Below are 19,092 nucleotides of genomic sequence, written 5' to 3' on the forward strand. Positions count from 1 at the left end.
AGAACGAAAGACAGACGATGACAAAGATGATCCTTTCAGATGTCCGCAAATTCGGCTGCATGGTGGTTGCAGGCCTGGCAATCTCGCTGGCGCCCGTTTCGGCCCGCGCCGATCAGGGATTCCGTCAGTGGATCAACCAGTTCTATGCAACAGCCGCGAAAGAAGGCATTAGCAAGGCGACCTATCAGAAGGCCTTTGCCGGTGTCAGCGAGCCGGATCCCGACGCGCTGCGCAAGGCCACCTTCCAGCCGGAATTCACCACGCAGATCTGGGATTATCTCGATTCCCGCGTCAATCCGTACACGGTGCGGATCGGCCGCGAGATGAAGATGAAGCACGCAACGACCCTCAACTGGATCGAGCGTAACTTCAACGTCGACAAGCACATCATTCTCGCCATCTGGTCGATGGAATCGAATTACGGCGCGGTTCTCGAAAAACCCGAACGTCTGCACAACATCCCGCAGGCGCTGGCAACGCTCGCCTATTCCGATCCCAAACGCGCCAAATTCGCGCGCACGCAATTGATCGCCGCTCTGAAGATTCTCCAGGCGGGCGATGTCACGCCGAAACAGCTGACAGGCTCCTGGGCGGGCGCGATGGGTCACACCCAGTTCATTCCCACCAGCTACCTGCTTTATGCGGTGGATGCGGATGGCAACGGCAAGCGCGACATCTGGCACTCCGTTCCGGACGCGCTGGCAACTGCCGCCAATCTTCTTTCCAAAAACGGCTGGGAGCCTGGCCGGACCTGGGGTTATGAAACCGCCGTTCCGCGTGGCGGCGCCCGTTACGAAGGGCAAACGAAGACCATTGCGGAATGGACGAAGCTCGGCTTTGCCCGCCCGAACGGCAAGAACTTCACGCGCGGTTCTGATCGCGCCATGCTGAAATTGCAGGGCGGGGCAAACGGCCCCGGCTTCCTGATGATGAAAAACTTCTTCACCATCAAGAAATACAACGCCTCCGACAGCTATGCGCTCGCCGTCGGCCTGCTTGCGGATGAGATCGCCGGTTATGGCGGCATGCAGCAGAAATGGCCACGCCCCGATGGGACGCTGGACATTCGTGAAAAATTCGAGCTGCAGACCCGCATGAAGGAACTCGGCTATTATGACGGCGAGGTGGATGGAAACTTCGGCTCCGGGTCGAAAGCCGCCATCAGCGCCATCCAGTCGCGCATGGGTATGGAAACCGACGGCCAGCCGTCGCAGCGGTTGCTGAGAGCCCTGCGCAATTGATAATGTGCCGGATGCATCGGCGGCGGCGTGAGCGCCGCCGATGCATCCGGAGAGGTTGATGTCATGAGTAGGAAACCTGCGGCGAAGAACGGAAGAACCGGCTGGCGTTTCTGCGCCGTCCTTCTTTGCGCTGTCCTTACTGTGCCGCTCGTTCCTTTCGAAAGCTTCGCGCAGGAGCAACGGCGCACCCTGTTTGAAATGCTCTTCGGCAGACCGGTGGGCCGCGATGGCGGATCCGGGCGCGAATACCAGCCCCGCAACCGTCGCGACTTTCCGTCTGCTCCGCGCGAAAGATCGGTCACCCGCCCGCAACCCGCCAGAAAAGCGCCCTCGGTGGTGCAGATGCGAACCGCAAAGCCGGAGCCAGCCGCCAAGCTTGAAAATGCGCGGCGCGTTCTGGTCATCGGCGATTTTCTCGCCGGCGGCATGGGTGAAGAACTGGTCAATGCCTTCGCCAGTTCGCCTGCAATCGCCGTCGATGTGCGTGCCAATGGTTCTTCCGGCCTCGTCCGTACCGATTACTACGACTGGTTCACCAACCTGCCGCAATTCATCAGCGAGACCAAACCAGCCACCATCGTCATCATGATGGGATCGAACGATCGCCAGCAGATGCAGATCGGCGATATCAGGGAAAAATTCGGCACGGAGGTCTGGTTCAAGGAATATGAGCGGCGGATCGACGAGCTTCTGGCCCTTGCCGGACGCCCAAAGGTGCCGCTCTTGTGGGTTGGCCTGCCCGCCTTCCAGTCGCCGTCGCTTTCGGCCGATCTCGTCGGTTTCAACCGGCTTTATCGCAGCCATGTCGAGAAATATGGTGGCGAATTCGTGGACGTCTGGGACGGTTTCGTCGATGAGGCGGGAAAATTCGTCATCACCGGCTACGACATGAACGGCCAGCAGGCGCGCCTGCGCGAGGCTGATGGCATCGGCATGACCCAGGCCGGCAAACGTAAGCTTGCATTTTACGTCGAAAAATTCGTGCGCCGGCACCTCGATAGCGCCGGGCCGGACCTCGTGAAACTGGACGGCAGCAATCTGCCGGCGCTCACCTCCCTGCCCGCGCTCGGCATCGATGCCGGGCAGGTACGCACCCAGCCTATCAGTCTCACCGACCCCAATCTCGATGGCGGCGACAAGCTGCTGGGCGATGCTCCTTTGACCGCCGGAACGACACGCGTATCCGTGGTGGAATCGCCACGCGAGAGGTTGACCAAGCGGGGCGAAATGGCCGATGCACCGGCAGGCCGCATCGATGACTATCGTGTGGCGCCCGATACCACACAGGCAAAACAATAGACGCTTTCGCAGCTGCCTGACCGCCCCGCAGCGGGCGTAATGTTTAGGCAATCCGCGCATGACAGGATAGGTACAGCTTTGCAGGAATGCGGGGTTGGCCATCCACCATCCCCGGTCCCCTTTTTGCATGGCGACATCCATTTGACGGCGACGCCTCGCTTGTTTGTAGCGTCAGCGGCGCCGTCGTTTTTTGCCTTTCGCCGCGCCCCTTTCCGGACGGTACGCCGGACAATACCGAGATGAATTCATGCGCCTGCTGCTTGTTGAAGACGAACGCGAAATGGCAGCAGCCCTGTCCGCCGCGCTCCACCGGTTCGATATTATCGTGGATACGGTCGGCACGCTCGATCTTGCCCGTCACGCCATCATGGACGGCGTCCACGACCTTGTCGTGCTCGACCGGCAATTGCCCGATGGTGACGGCATCCAGCTTATCGAAGACTTGCGGCTCCTGCCCGTCACCCCGCCCGTCATCGTGCTCACCGCGCAGGGCGCGCTTGTGGATCGGGTGAATGGCCTGAACCTCGGTGCGGACGATTATCTGGCCAAGCCATTTGCCGTCGAGGAACTGCTTGCACGCATTCGCGCCCTGATGCGCCGGCCGGCGGGCACCGTGACGATGACGGCAAAACTGGGCAGGCTGGAATTTTGCTTCGAAACCCGCGAAGTGCGTATCAAGGGCGAATTTCTTCCGCTGACCAGACGCGAACTGCTGATCCTCGAGGCCCTGTTGCGGCGACAGGGCAGAACGGTGCTGCGCTCATTGCTGGAGGAAGCCGTTTATAATTTCGACGATGAGATCCAGTCCAATGCACTCGATTCCCATATCTCCCGCCTGCGCCGCAAATTGGCGGCCGCGGATGCGGGCCTTGAGGTCCACGGCATTCGCGGCGTCGGTTACCTGCTGAGGGCAACCTCGTGAAGCTGGCCAGAAGAAAATCGCTCAAGCGCCGGCTCACCATTCAACTGCTGCTGTTCCAGATCGGCAGCCTGTTCTTCGTCACCGCCGCGATTGTCACCTATATGTCGAGCGGCGGCGCAGGCAGCGCGCTGCTCAGCCCGGATGCGGCCCAGATAACCGCCAACGCGATCATACGGAATGAGGACAATCGGCTGGTTCTCCAAGAAACGCCCGAATTCATCAACCTGCGCAGCAATACCTCCGATTTCTGGTTCGTCGCGGTCAGCGAAAAAGGGGAGATCGTGCAGGGCGGGCAGGTGCCCGAGGCATTCAGCAACATGGATCAGCAGCTGAGCGACATCAGGGTCTCCGATGTGCGCGACGCGGCGCTGTCCTATTCCTACCTCGCCGTGGTGCGCATCGCCATTGTTCGCCGCGCTTCGGGGCCGGCCGGAGAATTCGTCATGATCGGCAAAGGCGGACCGTTCAGCATGACCTTCCCCGTTTTTTTGTTCTCGAACATATTGATCATGCCTGTCCTCATTCTCATGTCCATCGTGACGGTCGTGACCATCCCCTGGATCATCCGCAGGGAATTCCGCGCCCTTTCCACCATTGCCCGCGCGGCGGAAACCATCGATATCGACAGGCGCGGATACCGATTGCCGGATGGCGATATTCCACGGGAGGTGCAGCCGCTCGTGCATGCCGTCAACGGCGCGTTGAAGCGGCTGGACGATGGCTACGAACGGCACAAGCGCTTCATTCTCGATGCCGCCCATGAATTGCGAACCCCCGTCGCCATTCTCCAGACCCGCGTTGAAACGCTGCTGGACGGCCCGGCCCGCAGCAGAATATTGGCGGATGCCAGCCGTATCGCCGTGCTGGCCGAACAATTGCTAGATTTGCAGCGCCTTGGCGGGCAGAAAGCACCGCTGGTTCCGCTTGATATCGTCGGCCTGTGCAGGTCCGTCGTCGCCGATATGGCGCCGCTTGCGATCTCACAGGGATATAATCTGTCCTTCGAGCCGGAAGAGGAACCGATCCTTGCCCTTGCCGATGATGCCTCGCTGCAGCGCGCTTTAATGAACATCGTACAGAACGCCATTGAACATGGCGGCAATCGCGGAACCATCACCATAAGAGTGGCCTCAAACCGGGTGATCGAGATAGCCGATGAAGGAAATGGTATTCCCGAGGCGGAACGAGAACTCGTCTTTGATGCGTTTCACCGGCTGAGGCCGAAGGATCGCGGCACCGGGCTTGGGCTCAATCTCGTGCAGGAGATCGTCCGTTATCACGGCGGCGAGATCACCATCAGCGATTCCTCCACCGGCGGCGCCTGCTTCCGCATCGCTCTTCCCTATTGCTGACGACGCCGCAGTCTAACAAAAAGGCCTGTCGCGCACGCAACAGGCCCTTCCGCTTCTTATCGATTTCGCCAGTTCAGCGCGGCAGAACGGTCGCACCCATCAGCGCTTCATCGATCGCGCGCGCCGCCTGGCGGCCTTCGCGGATCGCCCAGACCACCAGTGATTGGCCACGGCGTACGTCGCCCGCCGCCCACAGCTTGTCGACCGAGGTTTTGTAGTCCGTTTCGTTGGCGATCACGTTGGTGGAGCCGCGACGGTCGGTGTTGAGCGTCAGCTTGCCTTCCATTTCCTTCAGCACGCTGTCCGTGAAGGGACCGGAAAAGCCGATGGCGATGAAGGCGAGATCGGCCTTGATGATGAATTCCGTGCCGGCAATCGGCTTGCGGCGGTCATCCACCTGACAGCACTTCACGCCGGTCAACACGCCGTCTTCGCCGACGAATTCGAGCGTCGCCACCTGGAACTCGCGGATGGCGCCTTCGGCCTGCGAGGACGAGGTGCGCATCTTGGTCGCCCAGAAGGGCCAGACGGCCAGCTTGTCTTCCTTTTCCGGCGGCATCGGGCGGATGTCGAGCTGCGTGACCTTCACCGCACCCTGACGGAAAGCCGTACCGACGCAGTCGGATGCGGTATCGCCGCCGCCGACAACGACGACATGCTTGCCGCCGGCAAGAATCGGATCGGCCGGCCAGCCGACGCTGTCGATATTTTCGCGACCGACGCGGCGGTTCTGCTGCACGAGATAGGGCATGGCATCGTAGACGCCATGCAGATCAGCGCCACCGATACCGGCCGGGCGCGGGGTTTCCGAACCGCCGCAATAAAGCACAGCATCGTGGTCGGCCAGAAGCGCCTCAACCGTCACATCGACGCCGACATTGACGCCGCAATGGAAGGTGACGCCTTCACCCTTGATCTGCTCGACACGGCGGTCGATGAAGTTCTTCTCCATCTTGAAGTCCGGGATGCCGTAACGCAACAGGCCGCCGGGCTTGGATTCGCGCTCATAGACATGGACCTCGTGGCCGGCGCGGCCGAGCTGCTGCGCAGCCGCCATGCCCGAAGGACCGGAACCGATGATGGCCACCTTCTTGCCGGTGTGGATCGTCGCAGGCTTCGGCACGATGAAGCCCAACTCATAGGCCTTGTCGGCAATCGCCTGCTCGACGGTCTTGATGGCGACCGGCGCATCCTCGAGGTTCAGCGTGCAAGCCTCCTCACAAGGCGCGGGACAGACGCGACCGGTAAATTCCGGGAAGTTGTTGGTGGAGTGGAGGTTGCGGATCGCCTCTTCCCAATTGTTGTTATAGACCAGATCGTTCCAGTCGGGGATCTGGTTGTGCACGGGACAGCCGGTCGGGCCGTGACAGTAGGGAATGCCGCAATCCATGCAGCGCGCCGCCTGCTTCTGCACCTCGGCATCCGACATCGGAATGGTGAATTCGCGGAAATGGCGGATACGATCCGATGCGGGCTGATACTTGCCCACCTGCCGGTCGATCTCCAGAAAACCTGTAACCTTGCCCACGTTTATGTCCTCACATCAAAGCGGAGCGCCTGTCGGGCCCCAGTACCAGTAAGCGAAACCAAAAGCCGCCCCCAGCACGATGAACTCAAATCCGGTCTCGCCGCTCGTCCAAATGATCGCCGTGGGAACGGCGACCGCGATCATCAGCGAGACCAGTTGGTGTAATTCTCACGCGGCGGATTACTCCGCCGCCACGCCCATGCGCATGCGCTCCATTTCCTCAAGCGCACGGCGGTATTCGACCGGCATGACCTTGCGGAATTTTGGACGGAACTCGCTCCAGCGGTCGAGTATATCCTTGGCGCGCGACGAGTTCGTGTAATGGAAGTGGTTCGAGATCAGCTGGTAGAGGCGCTCCTCATCGTGGCGCGTCATGTCCTCGGAAACGTCCACACGTCCCTTGTGCATGAGGTCGCCGCCGTGATGGTGCAGCTTCTCCAGCATGTCGTCCTCTTCCGGAACCGGCTCCAGCTCGACCATGGCCATGTTGCAGCGGGTGGCGAAATCACCCTTCTCGTCGAGAACATAAGCCACGCCGCCGGACATGCCGGCCGCGAAGTTACGGCCCGTTTCACCGAGAACGACGACGATGCCGCCGGTCATGTATTCGCAACCGTGGTCGCCGACACCTTCGACAACCGCGACCGCGCCGGAGTTACGCACCGCGAAACGCTCGCCGGCCACGCCACGGAAATAGCACTCGCCGGTGATCGCGCCGTAAAGAACGGTATTACCGACGATGATCGAGTTTTCCGCGACGATGCGGGTGTTTTCCGGCGGGCGCACGATGATGCGGCCACCCGAAAGGCCCTTGCCGACATAGTCGTTGCCGTCACCCACCAGATCGAAGGTGATGCCACGGGCGAGGAAAGCGCCGAATGACTGGCCCGCCGTACCCTTGAGGGTGACGTGGATCGTGTCGTCTTTCAGACCCTTGTGACCCCAGCGCTTGGCAAGCGCACCCGACAGCATGGCGCCGGCGGAACGGTCGACGTTCTTGATCGGCACTTCGAAGACCACGGGCTCGCGGTTTTCGAGCGACGGCAGGGACTTCTCGATCAGCTTGCGGTCGAGAATGTCATCGATCGGATGCTTCTGGCGCTCGGTCCAGAAGGTTGCTTCCTTCGGAGCCTCGACCTTGTGGAAGATGCGGCTGAAATCCAGCCCCTTGGCCTTCCAATGCGCCAGCATCTCATCCTTCTCCAGCAGCTCGGAAGCGCCGATGATCTCGTCCAGCCTGGTAACGCCAAGCGAAGCGAGGATTTCGCGCACTTCTTCGGCCACGAAGAAGAAGTAGTTGATGACGTGTTCCGGCGTGCCCTTGAAGCGCTTGCGCAGAACCGGGTCCTGCGTGGCAACGCCGACAGGGCAGGTGTTGAGATGGCACTTGCGCATCATGATGCAACCGGCCGCAATCAGCGGCGCGGTGGCAAAGCCGAATTCATCCGCACCGAGCAGCGCGCCGATGATGACGTCGCGGCCGGTCTTCAGACCGCCATCCACCTGCAGGGCAACGCGCGAGCGAAGACCGTTCAGCACCAGCGTCTGCTGGGTTTCGGCAAGACCGATTTCCCATGGGGAACCGGCGTGCTTCAGCGAGGTGAGCGGCGAAGCGCCCGTGCCGCCATCGAAACCGGCGACGGTGATATGGTCGGCGCGCGCCTTGGCGACACCGGCCGCAACCGTGCCGACGCCCACTTCAGACACCAGCTTCACCGAAACATCGGCTTCCGGGTTGACGTTCTTCAGGTCGTAGATCAGCTGCGCCAGATCTTCGATGGAGTAGATATCATGATGCGGCGGCGGCGAGATGAGGCCGACGCCCGGCGTCGAATGCCGGGTTTTGGCAACGGTCGCATCCACCTTATGGCCGGGCAGCTGGCCGCCTTCGCCGGGCTTGGCACCCTGCGCCACCTTGATCTGCAGCATATCGGCATTGACAAGATATTCGGTCGTCACACCGAAGCGTCCGGAAGCGATCTGCTTGATGGCGGAGCGTTCCGGGTTCGGCTTACCGTTCAACAGCGGCATGTAACGGTCGGATTCTTCGCCGCCCTCACCCGTGTTGGACTTGCCGCCGATGCGGTTCATGGCAATCGCGAGCGTGGTATGCGCCTCACGGCTGATCGAGCCGAAGGACATGGCGCCAGTGGAGAACCGCTTGACGATATCAGCCGCCGGCTCGACCTCATCGATGGAAACCGGCTTGCGGCCGAGCGCTTCCGCCGACTTGACCTTGAACAGGCCGCGAATGGTGTTCATGCGCAGCGCCGTCTCATTAACCATGCCGGCGAATTCGCGGTAGCGATCCTGGCTGTTGCCACGCACGGCGTGCTGCAGCGAGGCGACGGCATCCGGCGTCCAGGCATGGCTTTCGCCGCGCATGCGATAGGCGTATTCGCCGCCAATATCGAGCGTGTTGGCGAGGATCGGGTCCTTGCCAAAGGCCGCCGTGTGGCGTGCCACGGTTTCTTCGGCAATCTCCGTCAGGCCGACACCTTCGATGGAGGTGGCGGTGCCGAAGAAATATTTCTCAACGAATTCCGAGGAAAGGCCGATGGCGTCGAAAATCTGCGCGCCGCAATAGGACTGGTAGGTGGAAATGCCCATCTTGGACATGACCTTGAGGATGCCCTTACCCACCGCCTTGATGTAGCGATAGACCACTTCATCGTCGGAGACTTCCTTCGGGAAGGCGCCGTGCTTGTGCATGTCGAGCAGCGTGTCGAAGGCGAGATAGGGGTTGATCGCCTCGGCACCATAACCGGCCAACAGACAGAAATGGTGGATTTCGCGCGGTTCACCGGTTTCCACGACGAGGCCGACCGAGGTGCGCAGACCCTTGCGGATCAGGTGATGGTGCACGGCGGCCGTCGCCAGAAGGGCGGGGATCGCGATACGGTCCGGGCCGAGCTGGCGGTCGGAAAGAACGATGATGTTGTAACCGCCGCGAACGGCCGATTCCGCACGCTCGCACAGGCGGTCGAGCATTTCAGGCATGCCTTCGGCACCGCGCTCCACATCATAGGTGAAGTCGAGCGTCTTGGTGTCGAAACGGTCTTCCGTGTGGCCGATGGAGCGGATTTTTTCCAGATCGCCATTGGTCAGAATCGGCTGGCGCACTTCCAGACGCTTGGCACGAGCCGCACCTTCATGGTCAAGAATGTTCGGGCGCGGACCGATGAAGGACACGAGGCTCATGACAAGCTCTTCGCGGATCGGATCGATCGGCGGGTTGGTCACCTGCGCGAAGTTCTGCTTGAAATAGGTGTAGAGCAGCTTCGACTTTTCCGACATGGCCGAAATCGGCGTATCGGTGCCCATGGAACCAATGGCTTCCTGACCGGTCGTCGCCATCGGCGACATCAGGAGCTTGGTATCTTCGCTGGTGTAGCCGAAGGCCTGCTGACGGTCGAGCAGCGACACGTCGCGGCGCAGCGCGCGCGGTTCAACCGGCTTCAGCTCTTCGAGGATGAGCTGCGTGCGGTCGAGCCAGGTGCGATAGGGGTGCTTGGCGGCAAGCTCGTGCTTGACTTCCTCATCGGAAACGATGGAGCCCTTTTCCATATCAATGAGCAGCATCTTGCCGGGCTGCAAGCGCCACTTCTTGACTATGCGCTCTTCCGGCACCGGCAGCGTGCCTGCTTCCGACGCCATGATGATACGGTCGTCATCGGTGACGAGGTAACGCGCGGGGCGCAGGCCGTTGCGGTCGAGCGTTGCGCCGATCTGCTTGCCATCGGTGAAGGCGACGGCGGCCGGGCCGTCCCACGGCTCCATCAGCGCTGCGTGATATTCGTAGAACGCCTTGCGTTCAGCAGACATGGACTGGTTGCCGGCCCAGGCCTCCGGGATCAGCATCATCACGGCATGGGCCATGGAGTAGCCGCCGCGCACGAGGAATTCGAGCGCGTTGTCGAAGCAGGCCGTGTCCGACTGGCCTTCATAGGAGATCGGCCAGAGCTTGGAGATATCGTCGCCGAACAGCACCGAGGAAACCGACGCCTGACGCGCCGCCATCCAGTTGACGTTGCCGCGCAGCGTATTGATTTCGCCGTTATGGGCGACCATGCGGTAGGGGTGCGCCAGCTTCCAGGACGGGAAAGTGTTGGTCGAAAAACGCTGATGCACGAGGGCGACGGCGGATTCGAAGCGCGGATCGGCCAGATCCTTGTAATAGGCACCCACCTGATAGGCGAGGAACATGCCCTTGTAAACGATGGTCGAGGAGGAGAGGGAAACGGGATAGAAATCCTGCGTTTCCTTGCCGCCGCCCTCGTCATAGATGCGGTTGGACAGTACCTTGCGGATCAGGAACAGCTTGCGCTCGAAATCGGCATTGCTCGCGGCATCGCGGCCGGCGCCGATGAAGACCTGCACGTGGTGCGGTTCGGTCGCTGCGATATCCGGCGCCTTGGAGAGCGAGGAATTGTCGACCGGCACATCGCGGAAGCCGAGGAACTGCTGCCCCTCTTCGCCGATGACGTCGACGATGACCTTCTTGTAATGCTCGATGCGGGAAGGATCGCGCGGCATAAAGATGTGGCCGACGGCATATTCGCCGGCCTTCGGCAGGGTAACGCCCTGCGCGGCCATTTCCTCGCGGAAGAAGCGGTCGGGGATTTGCACGAGAATGCCCGCGCCATCGCCCATCAGCGGATCGGCGCCGACGGCGCCGCGATGCGTCAGGTTCTCGAGAATGAACAGGCCGTCCTTGACGATCTGGTGCGACTTGGCGCCCTTCATATGGGCAACGAAGCCGACGCCGCAGGCATCATGTTCATTGGCCGGATCGTAAAGACCCTGCCTTTCCGGCAAACCGCCCGCGAAACGCGCTTTCGCAGAAACGGGTGCGGCCGCAGCCGCGGTGGGACAGTCTGTGGTCAGGGTGGCGGCGGCGATTTCCGCCTGCGGCTTGTTCGTCATTTTTGTCCCTCCTGCAAAATTACTTGCATGGTTTCATGCGAAGATCCGGCTCGACGCGAATTTTCGCTTCCCGCAAAATCCGCATTCAATCCGGCTCCACCAAATTTAGGACAGCAAAGCTGTCTCAATTCACGAGGATTTTGGCAGAAACAGGCGAATTTAGCAAGGGTGCGAATCCAATTAGTGAAAGCCCCTTTTTGCAGCGAAGTTTCGATACTGACCTATTGCGCGAAACTTTCTTATCGCAACACCCGCAGAGCCATTGCTTTCATTGCCGGATTTGCCAATCGCAATCTTAGGCCATAGAACTTTGCCGTTCATCGCGCCACGCATTCCCAAACCAGAACCCCAGCCATCGGAAAGCCTTCAGAGATGTTTTTTGCTTCAGACAATTGGGCCGGCGCCCACCCTGCCGTCAACGAACGGCTTTCGCGGGAATCCACGCGCTTTGCCGCCGCCTACGGCACCAGCGAACTCGATCTCTCCATCGAAAAGCGCTTCAACGAGATTTTCGAGCGCGAGGTCGCGGTGTTTTTCGTCGCCACCGGCACGGCTGCCAATTCGCTTTCGCTGGCTAGCATCGCCCGTGCCGGCGGCCTGACCTTCTGTCATTCTGAAGCGCATGTGATCGAGGACGAATGCGGCGCGCCGGATTTCTTTTCCGGCATGCGCATGGTCGCGGTCGAGGGACCGAACGGCAAGATGTTGCCGGAGAACCTCATCGAACGCATTGCGCGTTATCCGCAGGATGCCGTGCATCACGGCCGGGCCGCAGCCATCACCATGACGCAGGCGACCGAGGCCGGTACGGTCTACACACTCGATGAAATCGACGCCATCGCCAAAATCGCAAAAGACAACGGCCTGCCGCTGCATATGGACGGCGCGCGCTTTGCCAATGCGCTGGCCGCCCTCGGCACCACGCCCGCCGAAATGACCTGGAAACGCGGCGTCGACGTGCTGTCTTTCGGCGGCACGAAAAATGGCTGCTGGTGTGCGGAAGCAATCGTGTTTTTCGATCCTTCGCTCGCCCGGGATTTCTCCTTCCTGCGCAAGCGCACCGCTCAACTTTTCTCGAAATCGCGTTTCATCGCCGCGCAATTCGAAGCCTATTTGCAGGACGACCTGTGGCTCGGTCTCGCAAGCCATGCCAATGCCATGGCCAACCGGCTGCGCGCCGGCTTCGGCTCGCTGAACAGCGCCCGCCTCGCTTGGCCGACCCAGGCCAATGAAGTTTTCGCCATTCTGCCGAAGGCTGCCGCAGAAGCCGCCACGGCAAAGGGTGCGAAGTTCTATGACTGGCTGGAGCCGCGCGACATGCCGGAAAAGGTCGGCAAGGACGAAGTGCTGATCCGTATGGTCACCAGCTTTGCGACAACCGAGGCCGATGTCGACGAATTCCTGTCGATCTGCGCTGCCGTTTAAACTATCGGAGGGCGTCGCCTTTCGGCGCCCTCATACCTCCTGCAGCCGGTAACCGACCCCGGTTTCCGTCAGAATATAGCGCGGCTGATCCGGGATTTTTTCGATCTTCTGGCGAAGCTGGCGCACATAGACCCGCAAATATTGCACATCGGTCAGTTCGTCCCATACATGCTCCAGCAGAAAACGGTGCGTCAGCACCTTGCCGGCATGCTGCACCAGAACCCGCAGAATGTCATACTCCTTGGGCGAGAGCTTCACTTCCCGGTCCTCCACCTTGACGATGCGCCGGACCAGATCGACGGAAAGATCGCCGGTCTGGAACACCGGCCTCTCCCCCTGGCTTTGCAGACGATGGCGCAGGGCGACGCGGATGCGGGCGACGAGTTCGTTCATGCCGAAAGGCTTGGTGATATAGTCATCCGCCCCCAGTTCCAGCGCCCTGACGATACCCGCCTCATCCGTGCGGCTGGAGAGAATGATGACCGGCAGCGCCAGCCCTTCGCCGCGCCATTTCGCCAGAAGATCATGACCCGACATATCCGGCAGGCCGAGATCGAGAACGACGAGATCGGGCTTGTCCTCACTGACCAGCTGCATGGCGACCTTCGCATTCATCGCCTCGCTCACCGCATATTCCTGGGTCGACAGCCCTACGCGCAAAAGCTTGCGGATCGGCGGTTCGTCGTCGACGATCAGAATACGAACGGCGGAATTGGTCATTCTCGATCTCCCTCAGCGGCATAGCTGCTTGTCGCCGGCAATCGCGCCTTAATCATGGTCTATCATCGGCGCATCGGCGGGAACCGGCAGACTGACGGTAAACTGTGCACCGGTGCGGCCCGACCTGTTTTCCGCGCGGATCGAACCGCCCATAGCCTCGATAAACCCCTTGCAGATGGATAGCCCCAGGCCCGTTCCGGCCTGCACATGATCCGCCTTGCGCACCCGGTAGAAACTGTCAAACACTCTCTCCGTATCGTCGGGCGGAATACCCGGCCCCGCATCGGCCACGGAGAGGAAGATATTTTTGCCCTGCCGCCAGCCGCGAATCTCGATAGCGGTATGTTCGGGAGCGTATTTGGCGGCATTGTCGATGAGATTGAACAGAACCTGTTCGAAAAGCACGGGGTCGACCTTCAGCATCGGCAGGTCGGAGGGAATATCCAGAACGATCTCATGCCTGACGACGATTTTCGCTGCGCGCGAAAGTGCGGTTCCGACCATATCGCCCACGAAATGCAGACCGTAATTCGGCTCCATCGCTCCCGACCCGATCCGCGTCATATCAAGAAGATTGGAGATGAAGCGGTTCAGCCGCTCGGATTCCTCGATGATCGTCGAAAGCAGTTCGGCGCGGGCATCCGGCGGGATGTCCTCGGCGAAATCCTTCAACGTTCCCGCCGAGCCCAGAATGGCCGCAAGCGGCGTCTTGAGATCATGGGAAATGGATGTCAGCAGCGCGGTGCGCAGCCGGTCGGTTTCCGCCGCAAGCCTCGCCCGATCGACATCCGAGACGAGCTGGATTCGCTCGATGGCAAGTGCCGCCTGATCGGCCAGGGCATCGAACAGGCGCTGCTGTTCCGGCGTCAGAAGCGGGCCGAGCCGGTCATCGTCCAACCCCACCACGCCGACGGCGCCGCTGCCGGTGCGCAGGGGCAGATAAAGCCGTTTGGCGCCGGGCAGCGTATCCGCGCCCCTGCCCGCCGCCTTGTTATGTTCCCAGGCCCATTGCGCGGCGGCAATATCGGCATCCACCAGCGTATCGTCCGGCGGATATCCCGCCTTGACCGTGATCGTATTATTTTCAGGTAAAAGCAGAACGATACGAACCTTCAGCATCGAGGCCATCTGGAAAGCGGCCGCCCATAGGACATCGTCCAGCGTTCCCGTTACCGAAAGCTTCTTCGAGAACAGATATAAATCTTCCGTCGTTCGCGCCCTTGCCCGCGCGGCGGCGGCCTGCCGTTGCACGGCTGCGGTAAGATTGGAGGCGACAAGCGCCACGCCGAGATAAAACAGCAGCGCCACGACACTTTCCGGATCGCGAACTGTCAGGGTGTAACGCGGCTCAAGGAAGAAAAAATTGAATGCAAAAGCGCCGAGCAGGGAAGCATAAAGCGCTGGTCCCAGCCCGCCGCGCACGGCGGCGGCCAGAACCGCCATCAGGAACACCAGCGCTAGATTTCGAACATCGAGCGTCTGGTCGAGCACGATGCCGGCCACGATCGCCAAACCGACGAACAGGGTGCTGCTAAGATAAGGCCGTATGGAACGATGCGATTGCGCCGAGGCTGGCTTTGCGGCCTGGCCCAGCTTCTCTTCTTTTTTGTCGCCGGAAATAACGTGAACGCTGATATCGCCCGCATGGTCGATCAGATCATGCGTCAGCGAGCGCTGAAAAATCCGCTGCCACCAGGATTTTCGCGGGCGGCCGATGATGATGTGGGTGAAATTATTGACGTTGGCATAGGAGATGATCTCCCGCGTCAGATCGAGCGCCGGCAGGGTCACGGTCTCGCCGCCAAGCTGCTGGGCAAGCCGCATCGTGCCGGCCAGCCGGTCCTTCTCCGCCTCCGACAATTGCTGCGAACGCGGCGTATCGAGATGCAGCGCCGTCCAGGGCGCACGCAGACGATCCGCCTGCCGGCGGGCATAACGCACCAGACCCGGACCGTTGCCGCCATGATCGAGACAGACCAGAACCCTGTCTCCAGCCGCCCATGGGCCGGAAATGGCATGGGACTGCATGTGGTTGAGCAATTGCTCATCCACCCGTTGCGCGGTGCGCCGCAGCGCAAGCTCTCGCAACGCCGTCAGATTGCCGCGCGAGAAATAATTCTCGATGGCGCGCCGGGCGGTGCGGGGCAGGTAAACCTTGCCATCCTGCAGCCGCTTGATCAGATCGTCTGGCGTAATATCGATGATTTCGACATCGTCGGCCCGGTCGATAATGCTGTCGGGCACCGTTTCGCGGACACGGATGCGGGTGATCTGCGCAACGACGTCGTTCAGGCTTTCGACATGCTGGATGTTCAGCGTCGTATAGACGTCGATACCCTGCGCCAGAATTTCCTGAACGTCCATGTAGCGCTTGGGGTGGCGACTGCCGGCGGCATTGGTGTGGGCCAGTTCATCGACCAGAACCAGAGCGGGACGGCGGGCGAGAATGGCATCGAGATCCATCTCTTCCAGCACCTGGCCGCGATAATCGATACGCCGGCGCGCGATGATCTCGAAACCCTGTACCAGCGTTTCGGTTTCCCGGCGGCCATGGGTTTCCACGACGCCGATGACGGCATCCACCCCATCCGCCAGCTTCGCTCGGCCGGACATCAGCATTTCATAGGTCTTGCCGACGCCGGGCGCTGCCCCCAAAAAAATCTTCAGCCGGCCACGCGCCTCGCGCCGGGCGTTTTCCAGCAGCGCATCAGGCGATGGTCGGCTCGGCATATCGCGATTGTCGTCAGGCATTTAACCCACCAGTGGTCGAGGCTATGGCTTGCGAACAAGCCATAGCCATTTCAGTTCATGAGCCGGCTGCGTCAAGAGCCATGTTGAGCGCCACCACATTCACGACCGGCTCTCCCATGAATCCGAGTTCCGGTCCTTCGACATGGCGCTCCACGATGGCACGCAGGGATGCCTCATCCATGCCCCTCGCTTTGGCGACACGGGGAACCTGAAAATAAGCAGCCTCCGGCGAGACATGCGGATCAAGGCCGCTGCCCGAGGCCGTCACCAGATCGGCCGGAACCTCGGCCGTCGGATTTTCGGCTTTTGCGGTCTCGTAATCCTGTTTCACCCGGTCGATGAGCTTGGCGCTCGTCGGACCGAGATTGGAGCCGGACGACGAAGCGGCGTTGTAACCGTCACCGGCAGCCGATGGCCTGCCGTGGAAATATTTCTCACTGGCAAAGGCCTGCCCGATCAATTGCGAACCTACAACAGCACCATTCTTTTCGATGAGGCTGCCATTGGCCTGAAAGGGGAAGATCGCCTGCGCGAGACCCGTCATGCCCAGAGGATAGGCAAGGCCGGTGATGGCGGTGGTGGCGAGGATGAGCACCAGTGCGGGACGAAGCTGTTTGAACATTGTCTTTACTCCTCAGGCGAGACCGAGCGCCGTGACGGCGAGGTCGATGGCCTTGATGCCGATGAAGGGAACGATGATGCCGCCGAGGCCATAGATGACCAGATTGCGCGACAGCAGCGCGCCCGCGCCGATCGGTCGATATTTGACGCCCTTGAGCGACAGCGGGATGAGCGCGATGATGATGAGCGCGTTGAAGATGATCGCCGACAGGATGGCGCTCTGCGGTGTCGAAAGCCCCATCACGTTCAGAACGCCAAGCTGCGGATAGAGCACCAGGAACATTGCCGGGATGATGGCGAAATATTTGGCGATATCGTTGGCGATGGAGAACGTCGTCAGCGCGCCGCGCGTCATCAGCAATTGCTTGCCGATTTCCACGATCTCTATGAGCTTGGTCGGATCGCTGTCGAGATCGACCATATTGCCCGCCTCGCGTGCCGCAACCGTACCCGTATTCATGGCAACGCCGACATCGGCCTGCGCCAGCGCCGGCGCGTCGTTGGTGCCATCGCCGCACATAGCGACGAGCTTGCCCTTGGCCTGTTCCTCGCGGATAAGCTCCAGCTTGTTTTCCGGTGTCGCCTGGGCGAGGAAATCATCGACGCCAGCTTCGGCCGCAATCGCTGCTGCCGTCATGGGATTGTCGCCGGTGATCATCACCGTGCGGATGCCCATGCGGCGAAGCTCCGCGAAACGCTCGCGAATGCCGCCCTTGACGATATCCTTCAACTGCACGACGCCGAGCAGCTTGCCATCGCGCACGACGGCGAGCGGCGTGCCGCCGGTCTTGGCGATCTCTTCCGCAATTGTCCGGATGCCGCGTGCGGCGTCCGTTTCGGTTTTGACGGCAAGCGCCACATTGCCCTGTTGCGAAGCGCCGCCGTTAACATAGGCAAGAACGGCGTCGACTGCGCCCTTGCGAATGGACGAACCTTCGAAATCGACACCGCTCATGCGGGTCTGGGCGGTGAAGGGTACGAAATTCGCATGCAGTTTCTGCATGTCGCGGGCGCGGATGCCGTATTTTTCCTTGGCGAGAACCACGATGGAACGGCCTTCCGGCGTTTCGTCGGCAAGGGAGGCAAGCTGCGCCGCATCGGCCAGTTCCTGCTCGGAAACGCCGGCAACGGGACGAAACTCGGTCGCCTGCCGGTTACCCAGGGTGATGGTGCCGGTCTTGTCGAGCAGCAGCGTATCGACATCGCCGGCGGCCTCGACGGCGCGGCCGGACATGGCGAGCACGTTGAAACGCACCAGCCTGTCCATGCCGGCAATGCCGATGGCGGACAGAAGCGCGCCGATGGTAGTGGGGATCAGCGTCACGAACAGCGCCACCAGCACGATGATCGGGATCGAACCGCCGGCATAGGCCGCGAAGCTCGGAATAGTCGCGGTGGCCAGCACGAAGATCAGCGTCATGCCGGCGAGCAGAATGTTGAGCGCGATCTCGTTCGGCGTCTTCTGGCGCTCCGCGCCTTCGACCAGCGAAATCATCCGGTCGAGGAAGGTGGAACCGGCAGCGGCCGTGATGCGAACCCTGATCCAGTCCGACAGCACCTGCGTGCCGCCCGTCACGGCCGAGCGGTCGCCGCCGGATTCGCGGATGACGGGGGCGGATTCGCCGGTGATTGCCGCCTCGTTGACGGAGGCGACACCTTCGATGACTTCGCCGTCGGAGGGAATGATATCGCCCGCCTCGACGAGAACGACATCGTTCACCTTCAGGCTGGTGCCCGCCACCATCTTGTACTGGCTGCGATCATCGCCGGTGAGCAGTTTCGCCTGGGTCTCGGTGCGGGTCCGGCGCAGTGAATCCGCCTGCGCCTTGCCGCGCCCTTCGGCGACGGCTTCCGCGAAATTGGCGAACAATACGGTGAACCAGAGCCAGAGATTGATCTGGAAGGAGAAACCAAGATTGGTGCCGCCCATGATGAGGTCGCGGATGAACAGCACCGTTGTCAGCACTGACACCGTCGCGACCACGAACATGACCGGGTTGCGCGCCAGCGTGCGTGGGTTGAGCTTTTTGAATGCGGCGGCAATGGCCGGCACGAGAATGCGAGAATCGAGGATGCTCGCTTGTTTGGACTGGCTCATGAAGAGGCTCCAGCGTTTGAAACGGGGCGACCGATAAAGGTAGATCAGCCCGTGATAACTTCGAGAGCGACAACGGCGGCGACGAGAGCGGCCATCATCGCGAGAATGACATTGGAAGCGCACCAGCCGCCGGGCGTGGCGCTGCCTTTGACGGGAGCGCCTTTGCGGGCGGAGACGATGCGGTTACTTCGGGATTTGTCGTTCATGGC

General features: G+C 61.1%; 12 protein-coding genes. 5 read left to right on the forward strand and 7 right to left on the reverse strand.

Features of this window, described 5'->3' with window-relative positions; genetic code table 11:
* Window positions 1-17: 17 nt before the first annotated feature.
* The 4 genes from AGR7B_RS18005 to AGR7B_RS18020 all read left to right on the forward strand — a co-directional run bounded on the left by AGR7B_RS18005 (window position 18) and on the right by AGR7B_RS18020 (window position 4,814).
* On the forward strand, window positions 18-1,241 hold the full coding sequence (locus tag AGR7B_RS18005) for a lytic murein transglycosylase (RefSeq protein WP_003519550.1): 1,224 nt from the start codon (window positions 18-20) through the stop codon (window positions 1,239-1,241).
* Window positions 1,242-1,304: 63 nt separating this feature from the next.
* Window positions 1,305-2,540, forward strand: a complete 1,236-nt coding sequence (locus tag AGR7B_RS18010) for an SGNH/GDSL hydrolase family protein (protein WP_065656525.1) — start codon at window positions 1,305-1,307, stop codon at window positions 2,538-2,540.
* Between the two features lie 247 nt (window positions 2,541-2,787).
* Entirely contained in the window at window positions 2,788-3,462 is a 675-nt protein-coding gene (locus tag AGR7B_RS18015; RefSeq protein ID WP_078052056.1) for a response regulator transcription factor, read from the forward strand.
* The gene (locus AGR7B_RS18020; RefSeq protein WP_080857487.1) at window positions 3,459-4,814 is read left to right on the forward strand and encodes a sensor histidine kinase; all 1,356 of its coding nucleotides are present in this window, start codon (window positions 3,459-3,461) and stop codon (window positions 4,812-4,814) included. Before AGR7B_RS18015 ends, AGR7B_RS18020 begins: the two co-directional genes overlap by 4 nt.
* A gap of 73 nt (window positions 4,815-4,887) precedes the next feature.
* On the opposite strand, the gene AGR7B_RS18025 is transcribed toward AGR7B_RS18020, so the two are convergent.
* Together AGR7B_RS18025 and gltB are read right to left on the reverse strand one after the other, a co-directional pair.
* Entirely contained in the window at window positions 4,888-6,342 is a 1,455-nt protein-coding gene (locus AGR7B_RS18025) for a glutamate synthase subunit beta (RefSeq protein WP_065656528.1), read from the reverse strand.
* Window positions 6,343-6,522: 180 nt separating this feature from the next.
* A complete protein-coding gene (gltB, locus tag AGR7B_RS18030; RefSeq protein ID WP_065656529.1) occupies window positions 6,523-11,268 on the reverse strand; it encodes a glutamate synthase large subunit in 4,746 nt (1,581 codons plus the stop codon).
* 372 nt (window positions 11,269-11,640) lie between these two features.
* On the opposite strand from gltB, the gene AGR7B_RS18035 reads away from it, so the two are divergent.
* Window positions 11,641-12,693 carry a threonine aldolase family protein gene (locus AGR7B_RS18035; RefSeq protein WP_080857488.1) on the forward strand — a complete coding sequence of 351 codons (1,053 nt, stop codon included), beginning with the start codon at window positions 11,641-11,643 and terminating at the stop codon, window positions 12,691-12,693.
* A 30-nt stretch (window positions 12,694-12,723) separates the two neighbouring features.
* On the opposite strand, the gene AGR7B_RS18040 is transcribed toward AGR7B_RS18035, so the two are convergent.
* The 5 genes from AGR7B_RS18040 to AGR7B_RS25990 are packed head-to-tail and all read right to left on the reverse strand — an operon-like array spanning window position 12,724 to window position 19,089.
* Entirely contained in the window at window positions 12,724-13,413 is a 690-nt protein-coding gene (locus AGR7B_RS18040; RefSeq protein WP_078052059.1) for a response regulator transcription factor, read from the reverse strand.
* A gap of 48 nt (window positions 13,414-13,461) precedes the next feature.
* A complete protein-coding gene (locus AGR7B_RS18045; protein ID WP_080857489.1) occupies window positions 13,462-16,164 on the reverse strand; it encodes a DUF4118 domain-containing protein in 2,703 nt (900 codons plus the stop codon).
* Window positions 16,165-16,219: 55 nt separating this feature from the next.
* A complete protein-coding gene (gene kdpC / locus AGR7B_RS18050) occupies window positions 16,220-16,786 on the reverse strand; it encodes a potassium-transporting ATPase subunit KdpC (protein ID WP_080857490.1) in 567 nt (188 codons plus the stop codon).
* Between the two features lie 12 nt (window positions 16,787-16,798).
* Window positions 16,799-18,883 carry a potassium-transporting ATPase subunit KdpB gene (gene kdpB, locus AGR7B_RS18055; protein ID WP_080857491.1) on the reverse strand — a complete coding sequence of 695 codons (2,085 nt, stop codon included), beginning with the start codon at window positions 18,881-18,883 and terminating at the stop codon, window positions 16,799-16,801.
* A gap of 44 nt (window positions 18,884-18,927) precedes the next feature.
* Window positions 18,928-19,089 (reverse strand): hypothetical protein, encoded by a 162-nt coding sequence (locus AGR7B_RS25990; RefSeq protein ID WP_162934196.1) that lies wholly within the window; start codon window positions 19,087-19,089, stop codon window positions 18,928-18,930.
* Between the last annotated feature and the right edge of the window lie 3 nt (window positions 19,090-19,092).

This window comes from Agrobacterium deltaense RV3 (genome assembly GCF_900013505.1).
Lineage (GTDB): Bacteria > Pseudomonadota > Alphaproteobacteria > Rhizobiales > Rhizobiaceae > Agrobacterium > Agrobacterium leguminum.

Bases quoted from the DNA above. Each gene is read 5' to 3' on its own strand.
- AGR7B_RS18045 (WP_080857489.1), bottom strand. From the start codon at position 16,164: ATGCCTGACGACAATCGCGATATGCCGAGCCGACCATCGCCTGATGCG.
- gltB (WP_065656529.1), bottom strand. From the start codon at position 11,268: ATGACGAACAAGCCGCAGGCGGAAATCGCCGCCGCCACCCTGACCACA.
- AGR7B_RS18010 (WP_065656525.1), top strand. From the start codon at position 1,305: ATGAGTAGGAAACCTGCGGCGAAGAACGGAAGAACCGGCTGGCGTTTC.
- kdpC (WP_080857490.1), bottom strand. From the start codon at position 16,786: ATGTTCAAACAGCTTCGTCCCGCACTGGTGCTCATCCTCGCCACCACC.
- AGR7B_RS18040 (WP_078052059.1), bottom strand. From the start codon at position 13,413: ATGACCAATTCCGCCGTTCGTATTCTGATCGTCGACGACGAACCGCCG.
- AGR7B_RS18035 (WP_080857488.1), top strand. From the start codon at position 11,641: ATGTTTTTTGCTTCAGACAATTGGGCCGGCGCCCACCCTGCCGTCAAC.
- kdpB (WP_080857491.1), bottom strand. From the start codon at position 18,883: ATGAGCCAGTCCAAACAAGCGAGCATCCTCGATTCTCGCATTCTCGTG.
- AGR7B_RS18015 (WP_078052056.1), top strand. From the start codon at position 2,788: ATGCGCCTGCTGCTTGTTGAAGACGAACGCGAAATGGCAGCAGCCCTG.
- AGR7B_RS18005 (WP_003519550.1), top strand. From the start codon at position 18: ATGACAAAGATGATCCTTTCAGATGTCCGCAAATTCGGCTGCATGGTG.
- AGR7B_RS25990 (WP_162934196.1), bottom strand. From the start codon at position 19,089: ATGAACGACAAATCCCGAAGTAACCGCATCGTCTCCGCCCGCAAAGGC.